General features: G+C 70.3%; 19 protein-coding genes and 1 pseudogene. 13 read left to right on the forward strand and 7 right to left on the reverse strand.

The features are described 5' to 3' along the window. Positions 1-159: 159 nt before the first annotated feature. Complete coding sequence (locus tag ABD830_RS15935; RefSeq protein WP_344987751.1) at positions 160-1,551, reverse strand: DHA2 family efflux MFS transporter permease subunit; 1,392 nt, start codon at positions 1,549-1,551, stop codon at positions 160-162. Between the two features lie 165 nt (positions 1,552-1,716). Here ABD830_RS15935 and ABD830_RS15940 point away from each other — a divergent pair, with 165 nt between their 5' ends. Together ABD830_RS15940 and ABD830_RS15945 are read left to right on the forward strand one after the other, a co-directional pair. Then, a complete protein-coding gene (locus tag ABD830_RS15940) occupies positions 1,717-2,058 on the forward strand; it encodes an ArsR/SmtB family transcription factor (RefSeq protein ID WP_344987753.1) in 342 nt (113 codons plus the stop codon). 97 nt (positions 2,059-2,155) lie between these two features. Beyond that, positions 2,156-2,671, forward strand: coding sequence for a TetR family transcriptional regulator C-terminal domain-containing protein (locus ABD830_RS15945; RefSeq protein ID WP_344987755.1), 516 nt, complete (start codon positions 2,156-2,158; stop codon positions 2,669-2,671). Here the strand turns inward: ABD830_RS15945 and ABD830_RS15950 are convergent. Beyond that, positions 2,666-3,355 (reverse strand): TetR/AcrR family transcriptional regulator, encoded by a 690-nt coding sequence (locus tag ABD830_RS15950; protein ID WP_344987757.1) that lies wholly within the window; start codon positions 3,353-3,355, stop codon positions 2,666-2,668. The genes ABD830_RS15945 and ABD830_RS15950 overlap by 6 nt on opposite strands. A gap of 73 nt (positions 3,356-3,428) precedes the next feature. On the opposite strand from ABD830_RS15950, the gene ABD830_RS15955 reads away from it, so the two are divergent. Next, positions 3,429-4,958, forward strand: coding sequence for an FAD-dependent monooxygenase (locus tag ABD830_RS15955; RefSeq protein WP_344987759.1), 1,530 nt, complete (start codon positions 3,429-3,431; stop codon positions 4,956-4,958). A gap of 128 nt (positions 4,959-5,086) precedes the next feature. Here ABD830_RS15955 and ABD830_RS15960 read toward each other — a convergent pair whose 3' ends face one another. Further along, a complete protein-coding gene (locus tag ABD830_RS15960) occupies positions 5,087-6,535 on the reverse strand; it encodes a dihydroorotase (protein WP_344987761.1) in 1,449 nt (482 codons plus the stop codon). A gap of 156 nt (positions 6,536-6,691) precedes the next feature. On the opposite strand from ABD830_RS15960, the gene ABD830_RS15965 reads away from it, so the two are divergent. The 4 genes from ABD830_RS15965 to ABD830_RS15980 all read left to right on the forward strand — a co-directional run bounded on the left by ABD830_RS15965 (position 6,692) and on the right by ABD830_RS15980 (position 9,792). Continuing rightward, positions 6,692-7,630: an ABC transporter ATP-binding protein gene (locus ABD830_RS15965; RefSeq protein ID WP_344987763.1), complete on the forward strand. Its 939-nt coding sequence runs from the start codon at positions 6,692-6,694 to the stop codon at positions 7,628-7,630. Further along, positions 7,627-8,382 (forward strand): ABC transporter permease, encoded by a 756-nt coding sequence (locus tag ABD830_RS15970; RefSeq protein ID WP_344987765.1) that lies wholly within the window; start codon positions 7,627-7,629, stop codon positions 8,380-8,382. Before ABD830_RS15965 ends, ABD830_RS15970 begins: the two co-directional genes overlap by 4 nt. Continuing rightward, positions 8,375-9,172: an ABC transporter permease gene (locus ABD830_RS15975; RefSeq protein WP_344987767.1), complete on the forward strand. Its 798-nt coding sequence runs from the start codon at positions 8,375-8,377 to the stop codon at positions 9,170-9,172. Before ABD830_RS15970 ends, ABD830_RS15975 begins: the two co-directional genes overlap by 8 nt. Before the next feature lie 134 nt (positions 9,173-9,306). Beyond that, complete coding sequence (locus tag ABD830_RS15980) at positions 9,307-9,792, forward strand: carboxymuconolactone decarboxylase family protein (protein ID WP_344987769.1); 486 nt, start codon at positions 9,307-9,309, stop codon at positions 9,790-9,792. Positions 9,793-10,041: 249 nt separating this feature from the next. On the opposite strand, the gene ABD830_RS15985 is transcribed toward ABD830_RS15980, so the two are convergent. After that, complete coding sequence (locus ABD830_RS15985) at positions 10,042-11,772, reverse strand: right-handed parallel beta-helix repeat-containing protein (protein WP_344987771.1); 1,731 nt, start codon at positions 11,770-11,772, stop codon at positions 10,042-10,044. Positions 11,773-11,840: 68 nt separating this feature from the next. Between ABD830_RS15985 and ABD830_RS15990 the strand changes: the two genes are divergently transcribed. The 4 genes from ABD830_RS15990 (at position 11,841) to ABD830_RS16005 (ending at position 15,719) form a co-directional block, all read left to right on the forward strand. Next, entirely contained in the window at positions 11,841-12,719 is an 879-nt protein-coding gene (locus ABD830_RS15990; protein ID WP_344987773.1) for a TetR/AcrR family transcriptional regulator, read from the forward strand. A 609-nt stretch (positions 12,720-13,328) separates the two neighbouring features. Further along, complete coding sequence (locus ABD830_RS15995; RefSeq protein ID WP_344987775.1) at positions 13,329-13,835, forward strand: PadR family transcriptional regulator; 507 nt, start codon at positions 13,329-13,331, stop codon at positions 13,833-13,835. Continuing rightward, positions 13,828-14,493 (forward strand): ABC transporter ATP-binding protein, encoded by a 666-nt coding sequence (locus tag ABD830_RS16000; RefSeq protein WP_344987777.1) that lies wholly within the window; start codon positions 13,828-13,830, stop codon positions 14,491-14,493. The genes ABD830_RS15995 and ABD830_RS16000 overlap by 8 nt, the downstream gene beginning before the upstream one ends. Continuing rightward, on the forward strand, positions 14,490-15,719 hold the full coding sequence (locus ABD830_RS16005; RefSeq protein WP_344987779.1) for a hypothetical protein: 1,230 nt from the start codon (positions 14,490-14,492) through the stop codon (positions 15,717-15,719). The genes ABD830_RS16000 and ABD830_RS16005 overlap by 4 nt, the downstream gene beginning before the upstream one ends. A 12-nt stretch (positions 15,720-15,731) precedes the next feature. Here the strand turns inward: ABD830_RS16005 and ABD830_RS16010 are convergent, their stop codons facing one another. Then, positions 15,732-16,910: an FAD-dependent oxidoreductase gene (locus tag ABD830_RS16010; RefSeq protein WP_344987781.1), complete on the reverse strand. Its 1,179-nt coding sequence runs from the start codon at positions 16,908-16,910 to the stop codon at positions 15,732-15,734. After that, positions 16,907-17,482: a TetR/AcrR family transcriptional regulator gene (locus ABD830_RS16015; protein WP_344987782.1), complete on the reverse strand. Its 576-nt coding sequence runs from the start codon at positions 17,480-17,482 to the stop codon at positions 16,907-16,909. Before ABD830_RS16015 ends, ABD830_RS16010 begins: the two co-directional genes overlap by 4 nt. Before the next feature lie 193 nt (positions 17,483-17,675). Here ABD830_RS16015 and ABD830_RS16020 point away from each other — a divergent pair. After that, positions 17,676-17,969 (forward strand): annotated as a pseudogene (locus ABD830_RS16020) (class I SAM-dependent methyltransferase); the annotation flags it as partial. Between the two features lie 72 nt (positions 17,970-18,041). Here the strand turns inward: ABD830_RS16020 and ABD830_RS16025 are convergent. Then, positions 18,042-18,962 carry a VOC family protein gene (locus ABD830_RS16025; protein WP_344987784.1) on the reverse strand — a complete coding sequence of 307 codons (921 nt, stop codon included), beginning with the start codon at positions 18,960-18,962 and terminating at the stop codon, positions 18,042-18,044. 236 nt (positions 18,963-19,198) lie between these two features. Between ABD830_RS16025 and ABD830_RS16030 the strand changes: the two genes are divergently transcribed. Continuing rightward, the gene (locus ABD830_RS16030; RefSeq protein WP_344987786.1) at positions 19,199-19,546 is read left to right on the forward strand and encodes a DoxX family protein; all 348 of its coding nucleotides are present in this window, start codon (positions 19,199-19,201) and stop codon (positions 19,544-19,546) included. The last annotated feature ends 39 nt before the right edge of the window (positions 19,547-19,585 follow it).

Genomic DNA, 19,585 nt, shown 5'->3' on the forward strand with positions numbered 1-19,585 from the left:
ATCGGCACGACGAAGCGGCGGCGTGGGTCTGGTGGTGAAAGCCACCGAACCCACGCCGCCGTGGCTTTGGGATATCGCTCAAGAACGCGGGACGGTGACTCGCCGCCATTTGAGGCTCCGTCGGCGCGCAGGCACTGGGCGGCGTTCGGACGGGGCAGGTCAGGACGGTGTCGTGGCCGTGGGTGAGTCGGTGGGTTGTGCCTGCGGCGCCGAGACTTCCGCGGGCCTCGACCTCGCCAGCCACAGTCCGGTGAACACGGCGCCCACCACGGTGACGACCCCGGCCACGACGAAGGCGCTGTTGAGGCCGGCCTCGAACGACGCGCCACCGGATTCCCGGGTGCGGACGACGGCTCCGAGCACCGCCACGCCGAGCACCGCACCGATCTGCCGGGTGGTGCTGCTGATGCCCGACGCGAGGCCGCCCTCCTGCGGGCTGACCGCCTGGATGGCCGCACCGGTCAGCGGGGACATGGTCAGGGCGAAACCGATGCCGACGACGGCCAGCCGCCACCACACATTCCCGTAGGCGGTGTCCGCGTGCGCGAAGCCCAGCGCCAGCAGCCCCAGCCCGGCCAGCGCCAGGCCGATGGTGACCACGATCCGGAAGCCGTACTTGGCGGCGAACCGGCCCGCGAACGGGCTGACGATCACCATGGCGAGAGTGGCGGGCAGGGTCTGCAGGCCGGCACGCAGGATCGAGCTGCCCTGGACGTACACGAAGAACTGGGAGAAGAAGAAGGCCGAACCCATCAGCCCGAAACCCACCACGACCATCGCCGTGTTGGACACCGTGAACAGCCGCTGCCGGAACAGCCGCAACGGCAGCATCGGCGTCGTACCACGTCCTTCGACGACGGCGAAGACGGCGAGGATCACCACCGCGGCGGCGAAGCTGCCCAGGATCAGGGGCGAGGTCCAGCCGCGGGAGCCGCCCTCGATCAGCCCATACGTCAGCGCCCCTACCCCCAGGACGGACAGGACCGTCCCCGGGATGTCGATCGCCGGCGCGCCGGGATTGCGGGACTCGCCCAGGATGCGCAGACCGGCCACCAGCAGGACCGCGCCGATGGGCACATTGACGAGGAAGATGGCGGGCCAGCCGAAGGCGTCCACCAGGATGCCACCGGCCAACGGTCCGGCGGCCAGGCCGATTCCGCTGAATCCGGCCCACAGCCCGATCGCCTTGACCCGTTCTTGCGGAACGGGGTACGCGGCGGCGAGCAGCGCCAGCGAGGCGGGGCTCAGCGCCGCGGCCCCGATCCCCTGCACCACCCGTCCAGCGATCAGCCAACCGATCGAGGGCGCGACAGAGCACAGCACGGACGCGGCGGTGAACACCACGACACCGGCCAGGAACACCCGCTTGCGGCCGAAGCGGTCGGCGAAGACGCCGCCGGACAGCAACAGCATGGCGACCAGCAGCACGTAGGCGTCGACAATCCACTGCAGACCGGTCAACTGGGTGTGTAACCGCTGCTGCATATCGGGCAGCGCCGCACCGACGATCGTGCTGTCGAGCAGCACCATGAACTGGCCGAGGCAGGTCACGGTGAGCAACGCTGCCCGGTTCGATCGAATGCCTCCGGCCTCGGACGATCCAGCCTTTGTCGTGCTTTCGTGGACGGCCAACGCTGTTCCCTCTCATGGTGGGGTGGTCTTCGCCACCATAGTTCGATAATCCCGAACTGTCGAACAATGGGATATCGTGAAGGCATGCGACAGCTCCCCGAGCCCGCGCGTGCGGCTCTGACACTCGCACCGGTGCTGCACGCGCTCGGCGATCCGGTGCGCCTGGAATTGGTGCGGCGCGCCTCGGTCAAGCCCGAGTCGACCTGTTCCGCTCTCGCCGACGGCATGGACGTGCCGCTGTCGACGCTGACCAACCACTGGCGGATCATGCGCGAGGCGGGGCTGATCAGCATGTCCGTCGACGGCCGGCACCGGCGGATCCGGCTGCGCGCCGACGATCTACGCGACCGCTTCCCGGGTCTGCTCGATCCGATCCTGCGCCTCGCCGCGGACGAGTCGCCGGACGGCGGCGCGGTGGGCTCATGACGTGGTGAGCGCTGGGCACTGTCGGCAGCTTGCCCACTTCGGCGTCCAGGTACGGCGCTGCCCCGTCCCGGCCGCCCGGGATCACCATGATGGTCACGTGCCCGCCGAGCAGCGCGCCCACGCGGCGTGGCCTGGCCAGCAGCAGACCACCGACACCCTCCGTCGCCGGGCCCTCCCCCGCGTCCAGCGGCCCCGCACCGCAGGTTCGGTGGTGGAGGGGGTCGCCACGATCGTGGAGGAGATGCTGCCGCTCGATGCCGGGCGGCGCGAGGAATACGCACTGTGGTCGGCCGTCGTGGAATGGGAACGCCGGCATCCTCCGGAAGGAGGCTCTGTGACGTGGAACGACCAACGGGCACTGTACCGCCGGTGCATCGCCGCCCTGCGCGGATACGAGCCGACCCGCGAACCTGACCAGGCCACGCTCCCGCACCCTGACGCCCAGGTCGAGCTCTGGGCGGCGCTTCTGCACACGTTCGTCGACGGACTCGCCTCCCAGATCATGAACACACCCGGCGAAGTGTCCGCCGGCACCGCCGCGCAACTGCTGCGTTCACTGCTGCAAGCCGTACCCGCCGACTCCCCTGCCACCCGACGGACCACCGGATCATGAGGACGCGGACGGGGCTCCAGGCACTCCCAGCAGCGGCAGCCACACCTCGTCCACGATCTCGACGATCGACTCGTACGGCACCGCGCGCATCGTCATGAACATCTCGTGGCGCAACAGGTCCAGCGGCAGGTTCACCACGCGGGACGAGCGCGGCACGTCGGGCAGTTCGCCGCGCTCGACCGCGCGGGCGACGATCATCTCGAAGGCGGTCGCCTGGCCCGGCGCGAGGAGGGTGTCACGTAGCTCGCCGAGGCTGGTACCGGCGTCGCGGAAGTAGTCCACCAGCTGCACGCTCATCAACGTGATCATGCCCGCGCGGTCGGCGTCGGCGTTGCGCAGGAAGCCGATCGCGTCATCGCGGAGGCTGCCGGTGTCGGGCACCGCGATCGGCTGCCAGAACTTGGCGAGAGTGGCCAGCAGCAGATCGTCGCGCTGCGGCCAGCGCCGGTAGAGCACAGGACGACTCGTGCCGGCGCGGGCGGCCACCGCCTCGTAGGTGAAGCCGTGATAGCCGTGCTCGACCAGCACGTCCCACGCGGCGTCGAGGATCGCGTCCTCGAGTCTGGGGCCGCGGCGACGGGTCGTGCCGCTGTCGCGGGTCGTGCCGCCGTCGGTACGACGTTCCGCCGCCTGCGCCCCCGTTGCCCGGCCCTCACCCGCGCTCCGCTCGTGCTTACGATCCACTTGCGTATCTTATCGCGGCCACCTACGGTGTCCCCCATTAGATACAGTCGCGTATCCTAAGGGAGCGTCAGTGATGTTCGACGTCATCGTCGTCGGAGGCGGACCCACCGGCCTCTTCCTCGCCTGCGAGCTCCGCCTCGCGGGGATTCAACCTCTGGTGCTGGAACGACGGCCGGAACCGGACAGGGCAGACAAGGCACACGGCCTCGCCGGCCAGGTCGTACGGCTGCTGGACAACCGTGGCCTCTTCGAACGCTGCGGAGGCCGCGGAGCCCCGGCGCCCGCGCCCGGGTTCTTCTTCGGCGGGATGCCACTGCCGCTGCACGCACTCGGCACGGAGAACCCGATGCACCTCCTGCCGGTCAACCAGCGCGACTTGGAACAGGTGCTCAACGAGCGCGCGGCGGAGCTCGGCGCGGATGTCCGCCGAGGGTGGGAGGTGCTGTCCTTGACCCAGACCGATGACCGGGTGGATGTCGTGGCACGCGGTTCGGACGGAGTCGAGAGGACATTGACCACCCGATACCTCGTCGGCTGCGACGGCGGCCACAGCCTGGTCCGGAAGCAGGCGGGCATCGCCTTCCCCGGCATCAGCGACGACCACGTCGTCGACCGGTCGGCCCTGATCGGGCCGAGTGACCGTTTCCGTTTCGCACCGGGGGGACGTGTCGTGATCGAGGGCCTCGGCGAGATCCCGGCGCACTTCCACCGCACCGACCGGGGCGTTTTCACCCTCCTCGCGCACGATCCGGAACGGCCGCTGGTCAACACGGCCGAATGGGAAGATCACCCGGCAGGCAACTCCCCGGGGCCGGGTGCGCCGATGACGGCGGCCGAGATGGAGGAGAGCGTCGAACGGGTCCTCGGAGTGCGCCTGCCCCTGTCTCCGCCGCCCGAGGGCGCGCCCACCATGCTTCGCCGCCTGTGCGGCCGGAACTCCCGGCTCGCCGACCGCTACCGCGACGGCCGGGTCTTCATCGCCGGCGACGCCGCGCAGGTGAGCCACGGGCCGACACTGAATCTGGCGCTGCAGGACGCGGCCAACCTGGCCTGGAAACTCGCCGCCGCACTGCGGGGATGGGCCCCGGAAGGCCTGCTGGACAGCTACGGAACCGAACGCCGCGCGTGCGGCGAACGCGTGCTCATGCACACCCGGGCCGCGACCGCCCTGATGGCGCCCGGAGCCGATGTCACCGCACTGCGCCTGCTCTTCGCGGAGCTCCTCGACCGCACCGAGAACCTGCGCCTGGTCGCCGCCCTGATGGCGGGCGCCGATGTCCGCTACGACATGGGCGAGGAGCACCCCGCCGCGCCCACCGGCTGGTTCGTGCCACCCATCAGCCTGACCACCGACGACGGGCACGAACGGCGCCTCGCCGAGCTCCTGCGCGACGCCCGCGCCCTGCTGCTTGACCTGACCGGCGGCAACGACCTCGCCGCCACCGCGGAGCCCTGGAAGAACCGAGTGCGCCACGTGACCGCAACCGCCGGCGACGCCCCGGCACCCGCGCTGCTCATCCGGCCCGACGGCTACGTCGCCTGGGCGGGCGCGGACCCCGACGGCCTGAAGGCGGCCCTCACCCGCTGGTTCAGCCCGGGCTGAGGCCCGTCCAGGCCAAGCTCCTGTGCGTGCTGCTCGACGGCCCCAGAGGCATGGCCGAGCTCGCCCGCTGCTTCGGCGTGGAGAAGGCCGCGCGCACCGGCCTCATGAACCCCTGCCGGCGCAGGCCGTCACGCCGGCCGGGGCAGATAACGGCCTGTCGGAGCGCCCATGATCTTGCCGTCGTCCAGCACGCGGCTGCCGCGTACGAACGTGTCGGTCACTCTGGCGGTCATCTCGAAGCCCTCGAACGGCGTGTATTCCTGTCTCGACTCCGAGTTCCGCGCGCGCACCGTCCATGTTCGCGCGGGATCGACCAGGCAGATGTCGGCGTCGAACCCGGGGGCGATCACGCCCTTGCCGCGCAGGCCGAACCGCTCGGCGGGATTGCGGGAGGTCAGCGCGGCGATCCGGCCGTACGGCAGGCCCCGGCGGCGGCCCTCGGTGACCAGGCCGGGCAGCAGGTACTCGGCCCCGCCGAAGCCGGATTTCGCCAGGAAGACGTTCTCCCGTGGCGTGCCGAACTTGGCCTCCTCGCGGCAGCAGGCGTGGTCGCTGACCACCCAGTCGACGGTGCCGTCGAGCACGTACTCCCACAGGGCCTCGACATCCTCGCGCGGCCTGATCGGCGGGTTCACCTTGCCCCCGATGCCGTCGGCCGTGTCCACGTCGGCGAGCAGATGGCCGATCGTGACCTCGCGCCGGAAATCGATGTTCGGGAAGGTCGCCGCCATGCGTACGGCGGCGTCCATGGCCTTGCGAGAGGACAGGTGCAGCAGGTTGACGTTGGTCAGTCCCGTCTCGTGGGCGAGGTAGGACGCGACGAAGACCGCCAGCCCTTCGGAGTGCGGAGGACGGGAGGCGCTGTAGGCGGCCAGCCCGTCCAACTCACCGGCCTCCTCGACGAGCTTGGTGTAGGCGGTCATGATCTCGGCTGTCTCGCAGTGCAGCGACAGCGAGATCTCGCCGGCCAGGTCGGGCAGGCGCTCCCTGACCGCCTGCACTCCGCGCATCACGAACTCGAAGTGCGCGTAGTCGTAGCGCTCCCCCTCGGGCAGCATGAGGAAGGAGCTCTGGTCGTCGGAGCGCCCGTGCAGCCCGTGCCCGCCGTAGAACATGAAGATCTTGAACGACGGCACCCCGAACCGCTCGACCAGCGTGGGCAACTCGTCGATGTGCCCGCTCGACATGGGCGCCAGATGAAATCCGTAGTCGACGTAGGCCCTGCCCTCGGACTGCTTGAGCACCTCCGGGAAGAACTCCGCGTACGGGCCGCCCCTGTTGAGGTAGTACATCCCGGTCCGCATGTACGTGAGCGCCGTCGTGACGCCTCCCTGGGCGCAGGCCCGGCTCTCCGATTCGGTGTCCTCGGACAGGGGGTTGTAGATCCCCCAATGCTGGTGGGCGTCCACGACCCCGGGGAAGGCGAGCTTGCCGCCACCGTCGATCACCTCGCCGTCGGTCGAGAGCCGCGGCTCGACCCGGACGATGCGGCCGCCCACGATGGCGATGTCCGCGTCGACGGGCTCGTCCCGATCGTGGGTGACGACCCTCACGTTCTTCAACAAGGTCTCGGTCACAGAGGGACGCCTCCTAAAAGGATGGTCGCAGAACTGCCGAGGCGGGGGTGGGGCATGACCAATACGCAGAAAATCACAGTAATTGCCGTCACTCCCTTCTGCGGAAGGTCATGAAAATAAGTTGCAGTGCGAGTGCCGTACAGAAAAGATTTCGGCATGATCCGGGTCGAGGGGTTAACCAAGGTCTTCCGCCGGCCACGCACCTTCTCCGGCCCTTTCGGGGCGTTACGCACGCTGGTCACCCGCCAGTACGAGGAGAAGACCGCCGTCGACGACGTCAGCTTCGAGATCGGCGAGGGCGAGGTCATCGGCTACCTCGGGCCCAACGGCGCCGGCAAGTCCACCACCATCAAGATCCTCACTGGCATCCTCACCCCGACGAGCGGCACCGTGGAGGTCAACGGCCTGGTGCCCTGGCGCAACCGCTCGGCCAACGCGCGCAACGTCGGCGTGGTCTTCGGCCAGCGCAGCCAGCTGTGGTGGGACCTGCCGCTGATCGAGTCGCTGCGGCTGGTGGGCTCCTTGTACGACGTTCCCGCTCCGCGCTTCGAGAGCTCGCTGAAGAAGCTGCGCGACCTGCTCGGGCTCGACGCGTTCCTCGACACACCGGTCCGTCAGCTCAGCCTGGGGCAGCGGATGCGCGGCGATCTCGCCGCGGCCGTGCTGTACGAACCGCCGCTCCTCTACCTCGACGAGCCGACCGTCGGACTGGACGTCCTGGCCAAGGAGGCCGTGCGCGAGTTCATCGTCGAGACCAACCGCGTCGGGCGCACGACCGTCATCCTGACCACCCACGATCTGGCCGACGTCGAAGCCCTGTGCAAGCGGATCATCCTCATCGACCACGGCAAGGTGCTCTTCGACGGCGCCATCGACGCGCTGGTCGACCAGCCCCGGCGGCTGGTGGTCCTGCTGGAGTCCGCGCCGGAGGAGGTGCGCGGGGCGTGGCGGGACGCCGAGGGCCGCTACGTGTTCGACATCCATGACGATCTGCCGGGCATGATCGCCTCGATCTCCGCCGAACACACCATCCGCGACATGTCGATCGAGGAACCCGACCTCGAGAGCGTGATCAAAGGGATCTACACCCGATGACGCGCATCGGTTTCCGCCTCGCCCTGGCCTACCGCAGCAACATCATCATGACCTGCGTGACGCTGGTCGCCCAGGTGTTCCTGCTGCGCATGATCTGGACCTCGGTGTACGGCTCGCGCCCCTCGGCCGCCGGGCTCTCGCTGGAGGCGCTGCTGGCCTATCTCACGCTGGCCAACCTGCAGAGCTTCGCCACCCACACCCTCGTCTCCCGCATCATGCACCACCGCATCCGTACCGGCATGGTCTTCTTCGACCTGGCCCGGCCGGTCGGCTACCTGAGGCAGATGGCCGCCTTCCAGGTCGGCAACACCGCGGGCGGGCTCCTGCTGCTCGCCCCGGTCATCCCGGTGGTGCTGCTGGTCGGATCCATCACCGTGCCGGTCAACGGCTTCGGGTACGTGCTCACTTTTGCGCTCGGGTACGTGATCGCCGTGCAGCTGGCGCTGCTGATCAGCCTGATCGGCTTCTGGACGATGGAGACGGGGGCCATCTCGCTGCTCTACCGGCTGGTCAGCCAGTTCTTCGCCGGGACGATGGTGCCGCTCGCCTTCTTCCCCGGCTTCCTGGGCGTGCTGGCCGAGATCCTGCCCTTCAAGTACATGGGGTACGTGCCCGCGGCGATCTACGTCGGCCACATCACCGACATCTCAGGTCCTGTCCTGGTCGAGCTCGCCTGGGTCGCGGGGCTGTGGGGCCTGCTCGCCTTGACGTGGTCCCGAGCCCATCGAAGGGTGGTGATCCAGGGTGGCTGAGATCCTCCGTTCCCTGCGCCTGTACGTCCTGCTCCAACGCGCCTCCGCCCGCGGCGCCATGCAGTACCGCCTGAACACCGTGATCGGCATCCTCAGCGGCGCGGTCTGGCAGGGCACCGGGTTCGCCTTCATCTGGGTGGTGATGCACACGTTCCCCTCGCTGGCGGGGTGGGGACTGGCGGAGATCGCCTTCCTGTACGGCCTGCGGCTGACCGCGCACGCGCTGGCGATGATCCCCATGATGAGCGTGAACGACATCCAATGGGTGGTGCGCGACGGGGAGTTCGACCGCTTCCTGCTGCGTCCCCTCAACCCCCTGGTCCAGCTCATGGGCAACAGGATGGGCATCGCGCAGTTCGGCGACCTGCTCGTCGGCGTGGCGCTGCTCGTCGTCGCCGGTCAGAACGCACAGGTCCGGTGGAGCGTCCCCCTGATCGCCTACTGCTTGGTGTCGGTCGTCGGCGGCGCACTCATCGAGGCCGCCTTCTTCCTCGCGCTCTGCTCACTGGCGCTGCGCATGATCGACACGTTCGCCCTGCGCGTCTTCGTCGACGACGTCTTCAGCAAGTTCGGCTCCTACCCGATGAAGATCTTCGGCGGGACCGTCGAGTGGCTGCTCACGTTCGTGCTTCCCGTCGCCTTCGTGGCCTACGTACCCTCGAGCATTCTGCTGGGCAAGCTCGGCAACGCCTGGGCACTGGCAGCCCCGCTCCTGGGCGTGATCCTGATCGCGCTGGCCTACCTCATCTGGCGACGCCAGCTCGACCACTACCAGAGCGTCGGCCACTGAACACGCCCATGGTCGGTGGCGCACGTCACATCTCCGCGCTGTCACAGGGAGCGGGCCGCCGGCATCTTCATGTTCGTCCGGGCGCCGCGCGAACGATCCGCGCGGCCCGCACCTTCATGAATGAGGACGAAATCATGGAACCCCGCATGAACCTGTACACCAACGAGCTCGGCGCCAAGATCAGCAAGCGGTTCTACAACGTCAGCCTGGCGATCGAGCAGTCGACGCTGCCCAGGGCCACCCAGAACCTGGTGATGCTGCGTGTCAGCCAGATCAACGGCTGCGGTTTCTGCGTCGACTATCACTCCAAGGACGCCGCTGCCGCCGGGGAGACCGCGGTCCGGCTCAACCTGGTCGCCGCCTGGCGTGAGTCCACCGTGTTCACCGAGGCCGAGCGGGCCGCGCTGGCGCTCGCCGAGGAGGGCACCCGGCTCGCCGACGCCCACCACGGCGTGTCCGACGAGACCTGGGCCCAGGCGCGCAAGCACTATGACGAGGACCAGACCGTCGCTCTGGTCTACCTGGTCGCCATGATCAACGCGGCCAACCGGCTCGGTGTGATCGTGCGCACACAGGGGGGCTCCTACGAGCCGGGCATGTTCGCCAGTATGTCGAGCTGACCGACAGGCCGATGCCGGCCCCGCCCCGGATCATTCGATCGGGGGCCGGGCCGAGCAGGTCCGGACGCCCTCAGAGTCGCGACGAGAGTGGCGGCGCGGTCGAGAACCCGGAAATGGAGCGCCCCGCCGTCCTCCAGTTCGACGAACGCCTCCGCCCGGGCGGAGTCCGTGTGGGCGGCTCACGACGAGGTCGCGGCCGAGGACGCGGGAGCCCCGAACTCGATCAGCCGGTGGGGCTCCCAACGGCCGTTACCCGACGGCGGCTCGGCGGCCGGCCTGGGCCCGTACCGCGTCCGCGGCCGCCAGATCGCTTTCACCGGTGAGTACGGTGTTGCCTTCGTATGTGACGCCGGAGGGCGGTGCGTCGGCGCCGATCGGAGCGGCGTCCCAGAAGTTGCCCCGGTAGACGACGTTGTCCAGCGGCGGCGACACGTGCAGGATGGCCGTGCTGTCGGCGCGGACGACCACGTTCTCCTCGACCGTGACCCAGGCCGCGCCGTAGTCGGTGTACAGGCCGAAGTTGTACGGCGTGCGCGTGTCCTCGATGACGTTGCCCCGGACGACCGCGCCCGAGTCGTGGGACTCGCCCTGCGCGCCGGACAGGTAGACGCCTCCGCCGTCGGCCAGCACCTGCATCGTGTCCGTCGTGAGGTTGCGCAGGATCCGGGTGCCCCGGCCGGGGCCGGCGACGATGCCGCAGTGCGGCACGTCGGCGACGTGGTTGTGCGCGACGGTGCACCCGGTCGTGCCGGTCAGCGCGATGCCGGGCGAGCCGGAGAACTCCAGGCCGACGTGGTGGATCCAGTTGTCCTCCACGGAGGTGGAACCGCTGCCGTCGACCACGAGGGCGCCGGCCGAGAGCGCGTCGAAGTCGCATCCGCGTACCGTGATGTCCGCGCCGCCGTACACACCGAGGCCGGTGGCGCCCAGCCGGGTGAAGCGGCAGCCCTCGACCCGCACGCCGGAGGCGTCCGTCAGTGTCACGCAGGCGGGGATCGTGGCGGACTCCCCCGGGACGGTGACCGAGCCGACGCCCTCGCCGAGCGAGACCGTGTGGATCGGGCCGCCGACGTGGAAACCGCTCCCGTGGTAGTGCAGGAACCCCTCGGGACCGCTCGGCCGGAGCCAGGTGGCGTCGGCGAACGTCAGCCCCTTGAACGTCACACCGCGCACGCCGGTGGCGCGGAGCAGCGTCTCCAGTACGGGTGCGACCACCCGCGTGCGTTCCGGGTGCTCGCCGGGGCGGGGCAGGTAGCGCAGGACGTGGTGACCCGGCCGTGCGCGGTCCAGGACGAACGTGCCCGGTTCGGTGAGGAAGGCGGCGTCGTTCTCGACCCGGGTCGGCAGGCCGAGCCCTCGCGAGGTCTGCCCTTCCCAGGTGGAGTTGTACAGCTCGAGGGCGCGGCCGAAGGCGGGCTGCGCCATGGTGATCACGGCGCCCTCTCCCCCGGCCGACACCTCGGCGACGCCGCAGCGGGCCTCCGTCCACGGGTAGACGCCCCGATGCACGAACTCCACATCGCCCGGGCTCCGCCAGGCCAGCGGCGCCCTGCTGTCGGTGGTGTAGCCGGTCTCGGTCATGGTGACCTGGCCGGGAAGACCGTCGATGCCCGCCCGATCGGCCCGGCGGCCGTCCACGTACAGCTGACGGGTGTCCAGGTCACCCACCTCGGCCAGCCACACGCCGTCCTGTTCCTGCCAGCCGGTGATGAGGCGGCCGCCGCTGACGACGGCCTCTTCCTGCCCGGTGGTGCCGTACCCGTGGGCCTGATAGACGACGTGGTGACCGTCGCGGCCAGAGTCGGCCTCGGTGAGCTCCAGCGGTTCGGTGAGCAGGTGCGTCCCGGCCCTGAGCTGGACGACGATCTCGCCGGTGAGGGCGCGGGCCGCGTCGCGGGCACGGCTGAGGGTGGCGAACGGGCGCGTGAGCGTGCCCGGAGCGGAGTCGTCACCGTGGGGGTCGACGAACAGTTCGATCACGGGGGTACCGCCTCCAAGTCATGTTTATGTCGTACACAGGGTGTATATCATAAACAGAGGAGGAGAGCATGACGCGAGACAGAGCGGGAGATCCCGATCATGTGGTGGAGCTGCTGTGGCGCGAAGGCGGCGCGGAGCCGCGGCCGGGGCTGAGTCTCGACCGGATCGTGCGCACGGGCGTCGAGCTGGCCGACACCGAGGGCCTGGCAGGGCTGTCGATGCGGAAGGTGGCCGAACGACTGGGCTTCACCACCATGTCGCTCTACCGGCACGTGCCCGGCCGCGAGCAGCTCATCGACCTCATGTGTGACGAGGTGGCGGGCGAGACGTCGGCCGGGTCCGTGTCGGCCGGGTCCGCGGCGGCGGGCGAGGGGTGGCGGGCGCGGCTGGAGGCGTGCGCCCGTGCGGGCTGGGAGCTGCGCCGCCGCCATCCCTGGCTGGCGGAGGTGCGGGGCGGCCGGCACGTGCCCGGCCCCAACACCATCGCCCGCTACGAGCAGATGCTGAGCACGGTGGCCGACACCGGCCTGACCCCCGCCGAGGTGATCGCCGTGGTCGGCCTCGTCGGCAGGTTCGTCGACTCCGAGGCGCTGCTGCTGGTGGAGGCGGCCGAGACCGAGCGCCGTAGCGGCGTCAGCGAGGAGGAGTGGTGGGGAGGCCGCGACACGCTGTTCGAGCGGCTGTACGGCTATCCCACGCTCACCCGGCTGTGGGAGCAGGGCGGCTTCGACCGGCCGGAGGACCCCTTCGAGTTCGGCCTCGCGCGGCTGCTGGACGGCATTGAACTCCTGATCGGGCAGCGTTACGAATCGCGTGACGAAACTGGGGCGGTGTGCGTCGTGTGCGGCGCGCCCGTGGACCAGCCCGCGTCCGGACGGCCCAGGGCGTACTGCTCGGCCTCCTGCCGCCAGCGGGCCTACCGCAGGCGCACCGCCGACAAGGATTGACCGGGTCGGGCACGTGCGGGCCGAGGCGCGGCCCGCCGGCCGCATCACCCCGCGATGACCATCGGCCGCGGTGTCCGCCGGCGCGGAAGGCGCGGTACGCGTACGCGGCGTCGTCCGGGGCACGGTGCCGGCCCGGCGCGGTTCCCGGGCTCCCCGCGCGGTCGGCGCGAGCAGGTCCCGCAGGAGGGCGCCATTGGGGGCCACCACCGCCGAGGTGACGGTGATGCCGCGCTCAGACGTGGGCTCGAGACCGGGGAAGACCCCCTCGTAGGCTCCGTGGGCGCGGACCGGCAGCAGGGCAGTGTCCAGCACGGCGTCGAAGCCGCTCGCCCCGTCGAGAGTGATGCGCGCCTCCGCGGCCCCGGCCCTGGTCAGGTCGGCACGCTCTACCGGCACTTCCCCACCGCGAGGCCCTCCTGGAGGCCCTCCTCCACAGCAACTTCTACTCGCTGCGTGAGCGTGCCGGGCACCTGCTCGACTCGCCGTCGCACACGCAGGCCGGGCAGGTGTGCGCCGACGTCACGGTCTACGAGGTGATCGCGCTCGCCCTCGGCCCGGACTGGCGGCGCACGGAGATGGCACCTATTCATTCAATGTATAGTCCTGATCATGTCGACCGGTCATGTGCTGCTCGGCCTCCTCGCCGAGCGCCCGAAACACGGCTACGAACTCAAGAAGGAGCACGATGACCGCCTGGCCGGCGCCAAGCCGCTGGCCTACGGACAGGTCTACGCCACGCTCCAGCGGCTGGAACGTGACGGCTTCGCCGAGGTGGCGGAGACGCAGCAGGAGGGCGGCCCCGAACGCACGATGTACGCGATCACCGGCAGCGGCCGGGCGGAGCTGGACCGGTGGCTGAACACCGTGGAGCCACCGGCCCCGTACGTCGCCAGCTCGCTGTTCACCCGCGTCGCCGTGGCGGGAAGGGCCGCTGACGCCTACCTCGTACGGCAGCGAGAAGCGCATCTGACCCGGATGCGGGAGCTGACCGCCGCGAAGGCAGGCGGCGCGCCCGCCCAGGTGCTGGCTGCCGACTACGCGCTTCAGCACCTCGACGCCGACCTGCGCTGGATCGAGACCGCACTGTCGCGGCTGAAGGAGGAGAACGATGCTTGAGGCCAGAGGCTTGGTCAAGTCGTACGGCAGGACCAGGGCGTTGACAGGCGTCTCCCTCGACGTCGCGGAGGGCGAGATCGTCGCGATCACCGGGCCGAGCGGGTCGGGCAAGTCGACGCTGCTGCACTGCCTGGCCGGGATCATCCGCCCGGAGTCCGGCGAGGTCGTGCTGGACGGCAGGCGGATCGACACGCTGGCCGAGGCCGAGCTGACCAGGCTGCGGCGGGAGAGCTTCGGCGTGGTCTTCCAGTTCGGCGAGCTGGTGCCCGAGCTCACCGCGGCGGAGAACGTCGCGCTGCCGATGCTGTTCAACCGGCGCGGCAGGCAGGAGTCGATGAACGTGGCGGCGGACTGGCTGGACCGGCTGGGGGTGTCCGACTGCGCCGAGCAGCGGCCCGGTGAGCTGTCCGGGGGCCAGTTGCAGCGGGTGGCTCTCGCGCGTGCGCTGGCGACCGGTCCACGCGTGGTCTTCGCCGACGAGCCCACCGGAGCGCTGGACACGCTCGGGGGCGAGCAGGTGATGAGCGCGCTGATCGGGGCGGCCCGCGCGAGCGGTACCACCGTTGTCGTGGTCACCCACGACAACCGGGTGGCCGCCTACGCCGACCGGGAGATCGCCCTGCGCGACGGGGCCGTGCTGGCGGGGATCAGCCAATGATCACTGTCCTGCGGATGCTGAACAGGGGACGGTCGCGGACCGAGCGGGTACGCGCGTGGCTGGTCGCCGCCGGTTCCGGGGTGGCGGCGTTCCTGGTCTGCACGGCCGTCAGCCTGGCCGACTTCAGGGACGAGAGCGGCTCGCTGACCGGGCTCGCCCTGGCCCTGCTGACGCTGCCGGTCGCCGGCCTGGTCCACCAGGCCAACCGGCTGGCCTCGGCCACCAGAGAGCGACGGCTGGCGGGCTTACGGCTGGCCGGTGCCACGCCGGGCGACGTACGCCTGCTCGGCGCGCTGGAGGGCGGCCTGCTGGCGCTGCTCGGCTCGGCGGGCGGCGCCGTGGTCTACGTGGTCACCCATCTGGCCGGGCCGCTGGTCCAGGTGCCGGTGGTGATGGCTCTGGCGGTGCTCGGCGGGGTCCTGTCAGGGGTGCGCGCCGGCCGGTATGTCGTCGCCTCACCGCTGGGCGTGGTCCGCCGTTCGCGCCTGCGGGGGCCGCGAGCGCGCGACTTGCTCCTCGTCGTGGCTGGTGTCGGTCTCTACACTTTCGGAGTAGTGGTGAAGGTCCGCTTCCCGATCGCCGGGGTGTACGGGCTGACTCTGACCATGACCGTCGGGATGGTGCTCCTGCTGTTCGGCACGACCTTGGCCGCGACCTGGCTGATCAGAGCGTACGCCCGCCTGGCCGGTCGACGGGCCAGGTCCCCGGAGATGCTGCTGGCCGCGCGACTGGTCGAGGCGGACCCGAGGGCGTGGGCCAGAGCCCTGTCCGTGGTGAGCCTGACGGTGTTCTTCGGGGCGGCCGCCGGAGCCCAGCAGGCGGGCATCGGCTACCACCATGCCCACGCGCTCGTGGACGCCGCGCTCCTGGTCGCTCTGGTCACCTCGGCGGCCGCCCTGGTGGTGCACCAGGCGGAGGAGCTGCTCGACCGCCACCGCTCGTTCGCCGCGCTGGCCGCCTCCGGGGTGCCGGAGCGGGCGCTGGGCGGGGTGCTCGTCCGGCAGGCGCTCATCGCCGCACTGCCGGTCTGCGCCGTGGCGGCCGTCTCGGGAACCGCGGTGATCGTCCTGTCGCTGCTGGACGTCTACCAGGTTCACTGGCTCGGCTGGGCGATCACCAGGGCCGTGGCCATGGCAGGCATCGGGGTGCTCGCCGCGGTGCTCGTAGCCCTGGCGGCACGCCCGCTGCTGCGCGGCACGCTCCATCTCGAGAACCTCCGCGCCTGAGGATGGAAGACCTCAGGCTGGATGCGGACTCGCCACTTCCGAGCTGCTCCTGATCAGGTTGTGGCCGCCAGGGCTGAGCGAGTTGACGAACAACCTGCTCACTCCGGGCAGGGCGGCCAGCCGGAGCATCCAGTCGCGGGCGATGATGTGCCGGCGGCCGGCCGGGGCCATCCACCGGATGAAGCGGCGGCCGAAGCGCTGGACTTCGCCGATCGTGGGCTGGATGCGCCGCTGGTATCGGAGGGCTGCGGCGACGGGGTCCTCGCAGCCGGCGAGCTCGTCGGCGAGGATCCAGGCCGCGGCCATGGCCATGGAGGCGCCGTGCCCGGCGAACAGGGAGACGGCCTGGCAGGCGTCGCCGAGCAGAACCACCCGCCCTTGGCTCCAGCGCTCCATCTCGACCTGGGTCACCTGGTCGTAGTACAGCTCGGGCGGGTCCGGGCAGCGGGTCAGCACCTCGGGCAGGATCCAGCCCAGCTCACCGTAGTGGCGGCGGAGCGTGGCGGCGGGATCGCCGGGGATGCGCGGCTCCGGCTCACGCCGCAGGAACAGCAGCGCGAGCCGGTCGTCGCGGAGCGCGTACGCGCCCGCCATCAGCCCCGGCACGGTGAGCATCTGGTAGCGCATGCCGATCCGCTCGCTCAGCCGCCGGTCCTCCAGGATGTAGGCGGCCACCTGGTGGCCGAGGTAGCGCAGGTGACGGCTCCCGTCGCCGAAGGCCAGCTCGCGGACGCGTGAATGGGCGCCGTCCGCGCCGACCAGCAGGTCTGCCCGGCGCCGGGTGCCGTCGGTCAGCTGTACGGTGACGCCGCCGGAATCCTGCTCAACGGAATCGATGCTGGTGGCGTAGCGAACCGGGGAGCGGACGTCGTCCTGAAGCGTGCGGGCCAGGTCGCCGCGGAGCACGCTGATGACCTCCTGCATGCCGGGCGGCATGGTCAGATGACTGGTCTGCCGCCCGTCGCGGTCGACGTAGCTCAGCTCGTCGACCGGGTAGCGGAGTGCGCGGAGTCGTTCGCGCAGGCCCATGCGCTCGGCGACCTGGAGGCCCGGGCCGTAGAAGTCGATCATGTAGCCGCTGCCGCGGAAGGCGGGCGCGCGTTCGATCAGCTCGACCTCCCAACCGGAGCGCTCGAGGTGCCAGGCCAGGGTGAGCCCGGCGATGCCGGCGCCACAGATGATGGCTTTCACGGTGTTTCCTCCTGTCTGAGCAGCATGGCTCGCAGCGGCGCGGCCAGGGCCGTGAGGTTCAGGCTGGGGTCGAGGGCGTGGTGAAGGATCAGGCCGTCGATGGCCGCGGCGAGCACGGTGGCCGCGGCTTGGCTGTCGGATCGGCGGCCGTGCATACGCAGCCAGGCGGCCACCTGCGAGCGGAACTCGCCGACCAGCTCGTTGAGCTGCGTACGTAGCTCGGGCAGCCGGGTCGAGGCCAGGAACATCTCCGTGACCAGCAGTGAGACAGGATCGGAGCCGGTGTAGCCGGACAACTGGCCCAGCAGCCAGTCGATCCCCTCATCGATGCCGGGCTGCTCGCCAAGCTCTTGGGCGAACTGGTCGAGCATGGCGCGGGTGAAGCCGATGCTTCCCGTGATGAGCAGGCCGGTCACCGAAGTGAAGTGGTAGTGCACCACGCCGGGGGCGACCCCGGCCCGCTCGGCCACCATCCGGGTGGTCACGCCGCCCCATCCCACCTCGCCGATGAGCGGGACCGCCGCCTCCAGCAGCCGCTGCCGGGTGGCCTGACCCCGTTCCGCTGACACCATGGGCACTTCCTTGGGCAAATGTTTTGGGCAAGTGTTTTGGGCACTTGTCCAAATAGTACGCCGTGTTCCGTGAAAGGGGAACAGGGACTGCAAAGTGGTCAGCATGGTCCCGGCCTTGCCGGGCGTGGCGCGGCCGGGGACCCTGCGTGGCGTCTGCGGGTCAGCCCAGCGCTATGACACGCCGGGCGTCGGCATGTTCGCGCCCGAGGTCCTGGAGCCGACCGTGACCCGCCTGGCCGAGCTCGCGGGCGACGGAGCCGCGCTCGAGTTCGCCATCGGAACCGGCCGCGTGGCCGTGCCGCTCGCCGCTCGAGGCGTGCCCGTCACCGGCATCGAGCTGTCACTCCCGATGATCGACCAGCTGCGCACGAAGGTGGACGAAGCGACGATCCCGGTGATCGCCGGCGACATGGCGACCGCCGTCGCGCCGGGGAAGTACGCGCTCGTCTACCTGGTCTTCAACACGATCTCCAACCTGCTCACCCAGGCCGAGCAGGTCGCGTGCTTCCGCAACGCGGCCCGCCACCTCATACCCGGCGGACCGCTAGCGGGGTTCCGGTCAGGTGCTGTGCGCCCCGGTCATGAGCGCGGCCAGGTCTTCGGGGTGCAGGAAGGACGGGGGCGGTGGCGGGCCCCAGTTGAACAGGCCGCGGGCGCCTTCGAGGGTTTCCGGGGTCCAGAGTTGGTCGTCGACGATGCAGTCCATGTCGGAGTAGTACTCGCTGAAGTTGCCCGCGGGGTCCTGGAGGTACCAGAAGAAGTTGGATCCGGCGTGGTGCCGGCCCAGCCCCCACACGTGCCGTTCGGGGTGGTCCTCCAGCATGTGCGTCGCGCCCCGGCCGATGTCGTCGATGTCGTCGACCTGCCATGAGGTGTGGTGCAGGAAGGTGACGGGAGCGTTGAGGACCAGGATGTTGTGGTGGTCGGTCGAGCAGCGCAGGAACGCCCCGGCGTCCTTGATGTAGTCGCTGGCCTTGAAGCCGAGCCCGTCCCGGAAGAAGGCCGTGGTGAGGGTGAGGTCGGTGGTCGCCAGCACGGCATGGCCGAGCTTGCGGGGCCGTACAGGGTCGGTGCGCAGGATCCCGGGCGCGCGGCTGCCGACGCGGTCGTCACGACCAGGGCCGTTGTACGGGCCGGCCACCCGGGGATCCTGGGCGAGGCGGTCCTCGATCCGGACGACGGCGCGAACGCCGGTGGCCGGGTCGTGAGTCACCAGCTCAGTGAGGCCGAGCTGGGCGGGGAACTCCAGGGCGCGCAGCCGGGAGGCGGCGGCCGCCAGGTCGTCGTGGTCGTCGGCGCCGATCCGCACCTCGACCAGGCGGCGCGTCGGGGCCGCGACCACGCGGAGCTGGTCGCCGCCGTCGGTGGTGGCCAGCCATCCGTCCGCGCCTGGCCGCAGGCCGAATTCGGTGTAGTAGGCGATGGTCTCGGCAGGGTTGGGCACCCCGATGATGATCGAGCTGAGCCGGTGCAGCGCCATCACACGCCTCCTTCGACAAAGGTCTGGCGAAGCTCGCCGGTGCCCTGAACGTACGACACGAGCTCGACGCCGGGAACCAGGAGCCGCTGCCGAGCAGGCGCGCGCCCGCGAAGGGCCGGCCCGCATTGCGAACGCATAGGGATCGTATTAACGGCGCGCCCCAAACTCGGAGAGGTGAGGGACGCACACGAGTGTTCCGCACCGACTCCCCGCTACGAACCACAGGAGAAACTCCCATGTCCACCACTCAGGTCATCGTCACCGTCCTCACCGCCGCCTGGGTCGGCTTCTCCGGCTTCTCGCTGCTGCGCAGGGCCGATTTCGTGGCCAAGCCGCTGATCGAGTACGGGGTGCCGCAGTCGTTGTGGCCGTGGCTGGGCGCGGCCAAGGCCGCCGGAGCGGTCGGCCTGCTGGCCGGTCTGGCGGTTCCCGCGATCGGCGTCGCCGCCGCGATCGGCCTGATCCTGTACTTCGCCGGCGCGGTCGTCACGGTGCTGCGAGCCCGCTCGTACAAGACCGTCGTCTTCCCTCTGCTGTACCTGGCGCCCGTGGTCGTCGCCCTGGCACTGGGCACGGCCGCATGACCCGCCGATCCCGGTCCTGCCAACGCCTATGGGTGTAGC

It is taken from the genome of Nonomuraea helvata, assembly GCF_039535785.1.
In the GTDB taxonomy this organism is placed as follows: domain Bacteria; phylum Actinomycetota; class Actinomycetes; order Streptosporangiales; family Streptosporangiaceae; genus Nonomuraea; species Nonomuraea helvata.

Excerpts from the sequence above, each read along its gene's own strand:
- ABD830_RS15940 (WP_344987753.1), top strand. The coding sequence starts at position 1,717 with ATGCGACAGCTCCCCGAGCCCGCGCGTGCGGCTCTGACACTCGCACCG.
- ABD830_RS15955 (WP_344987759.1), top strand. The coding sequence starts at position 3,429 with ATGTTCGACGTCATCGTCGTCGGAGGCGGACCCACCGGCCTCTTCCTC.
- ABD830_RS15965 (WP_344987763.1), top strand. The coding sequence starts at position 6,692 with ATGATCCGGGTCGAGGGGTTAACCAAGGTCTTCCGCCGGCCACGCACC.
- ABD830_RS15970 (WP_344987765.1), top strand. The coding sequence starts at position 7,627 with ATGACGCGCATCGGTTTCCGCCTCGCCCTGGCCTACCGCAGCAACATC.
- ABD830_RS15980 (WP_344987769.1), top strand. The coding sequence starts at position 9,307 with ATGGAACCCCGCATGAACCTGTACACCAACGAGCTCGGCGCCAAGATC.
- ABD830_RS15990 (WP_344987773.1), top strand. The coding sequence starts at position 11,841 with ATGACGCGAGACAGAGCGGGAGATCCCGATCATGTGGTGGAGCTGCTG.
- ABD830_RS15995 (WP_344987775.1), top strand. The coding sequence starts at position 13,329 with ATGTCGACCGGTCATGTGCTGCTCGGCCTCCTCGCCGAGCGCCCGAAA.
- ABD830_RS16000 (WP_344987777.1), top strand. The coding sequence starts at position 13,828 with ATGCTTGAGGCCAGAGGCTTGGTCAAGTCGTACGGCAGGACCAGGGCG.
- ABD830_RS16005 (WP_344987779.1), top strand. The coding sequence starts at position 14,490 with ATGATCACTGTCCTGCGGATGCTGAACAGGGGACGGTCGCGGACCGAG.
- ABD830_RS16015 (WP_344987782.1), bottom strand. The coding sequence starts at position 17,482 with ATGGTGTCAGCGGAACGGGGTCAGGCCACCCGGCAGCGGCTGCTGGAG.
- ABD830_RS16025 (WP_344987784.1), bottom strand. The coding sequence starts at position 18,962 with ATGGCGCTGCACCGGCTCAGCTCGATCATCATCGGGGTGCCCAACCCT.
- ABD830_RS16030 (WP_344987786.1), top strand. The coding sequence starts at position 19,199 with ATGTCCACCACTCAGGTCATCGTCACCGTCCTCACCGCCGCCTGGGTC.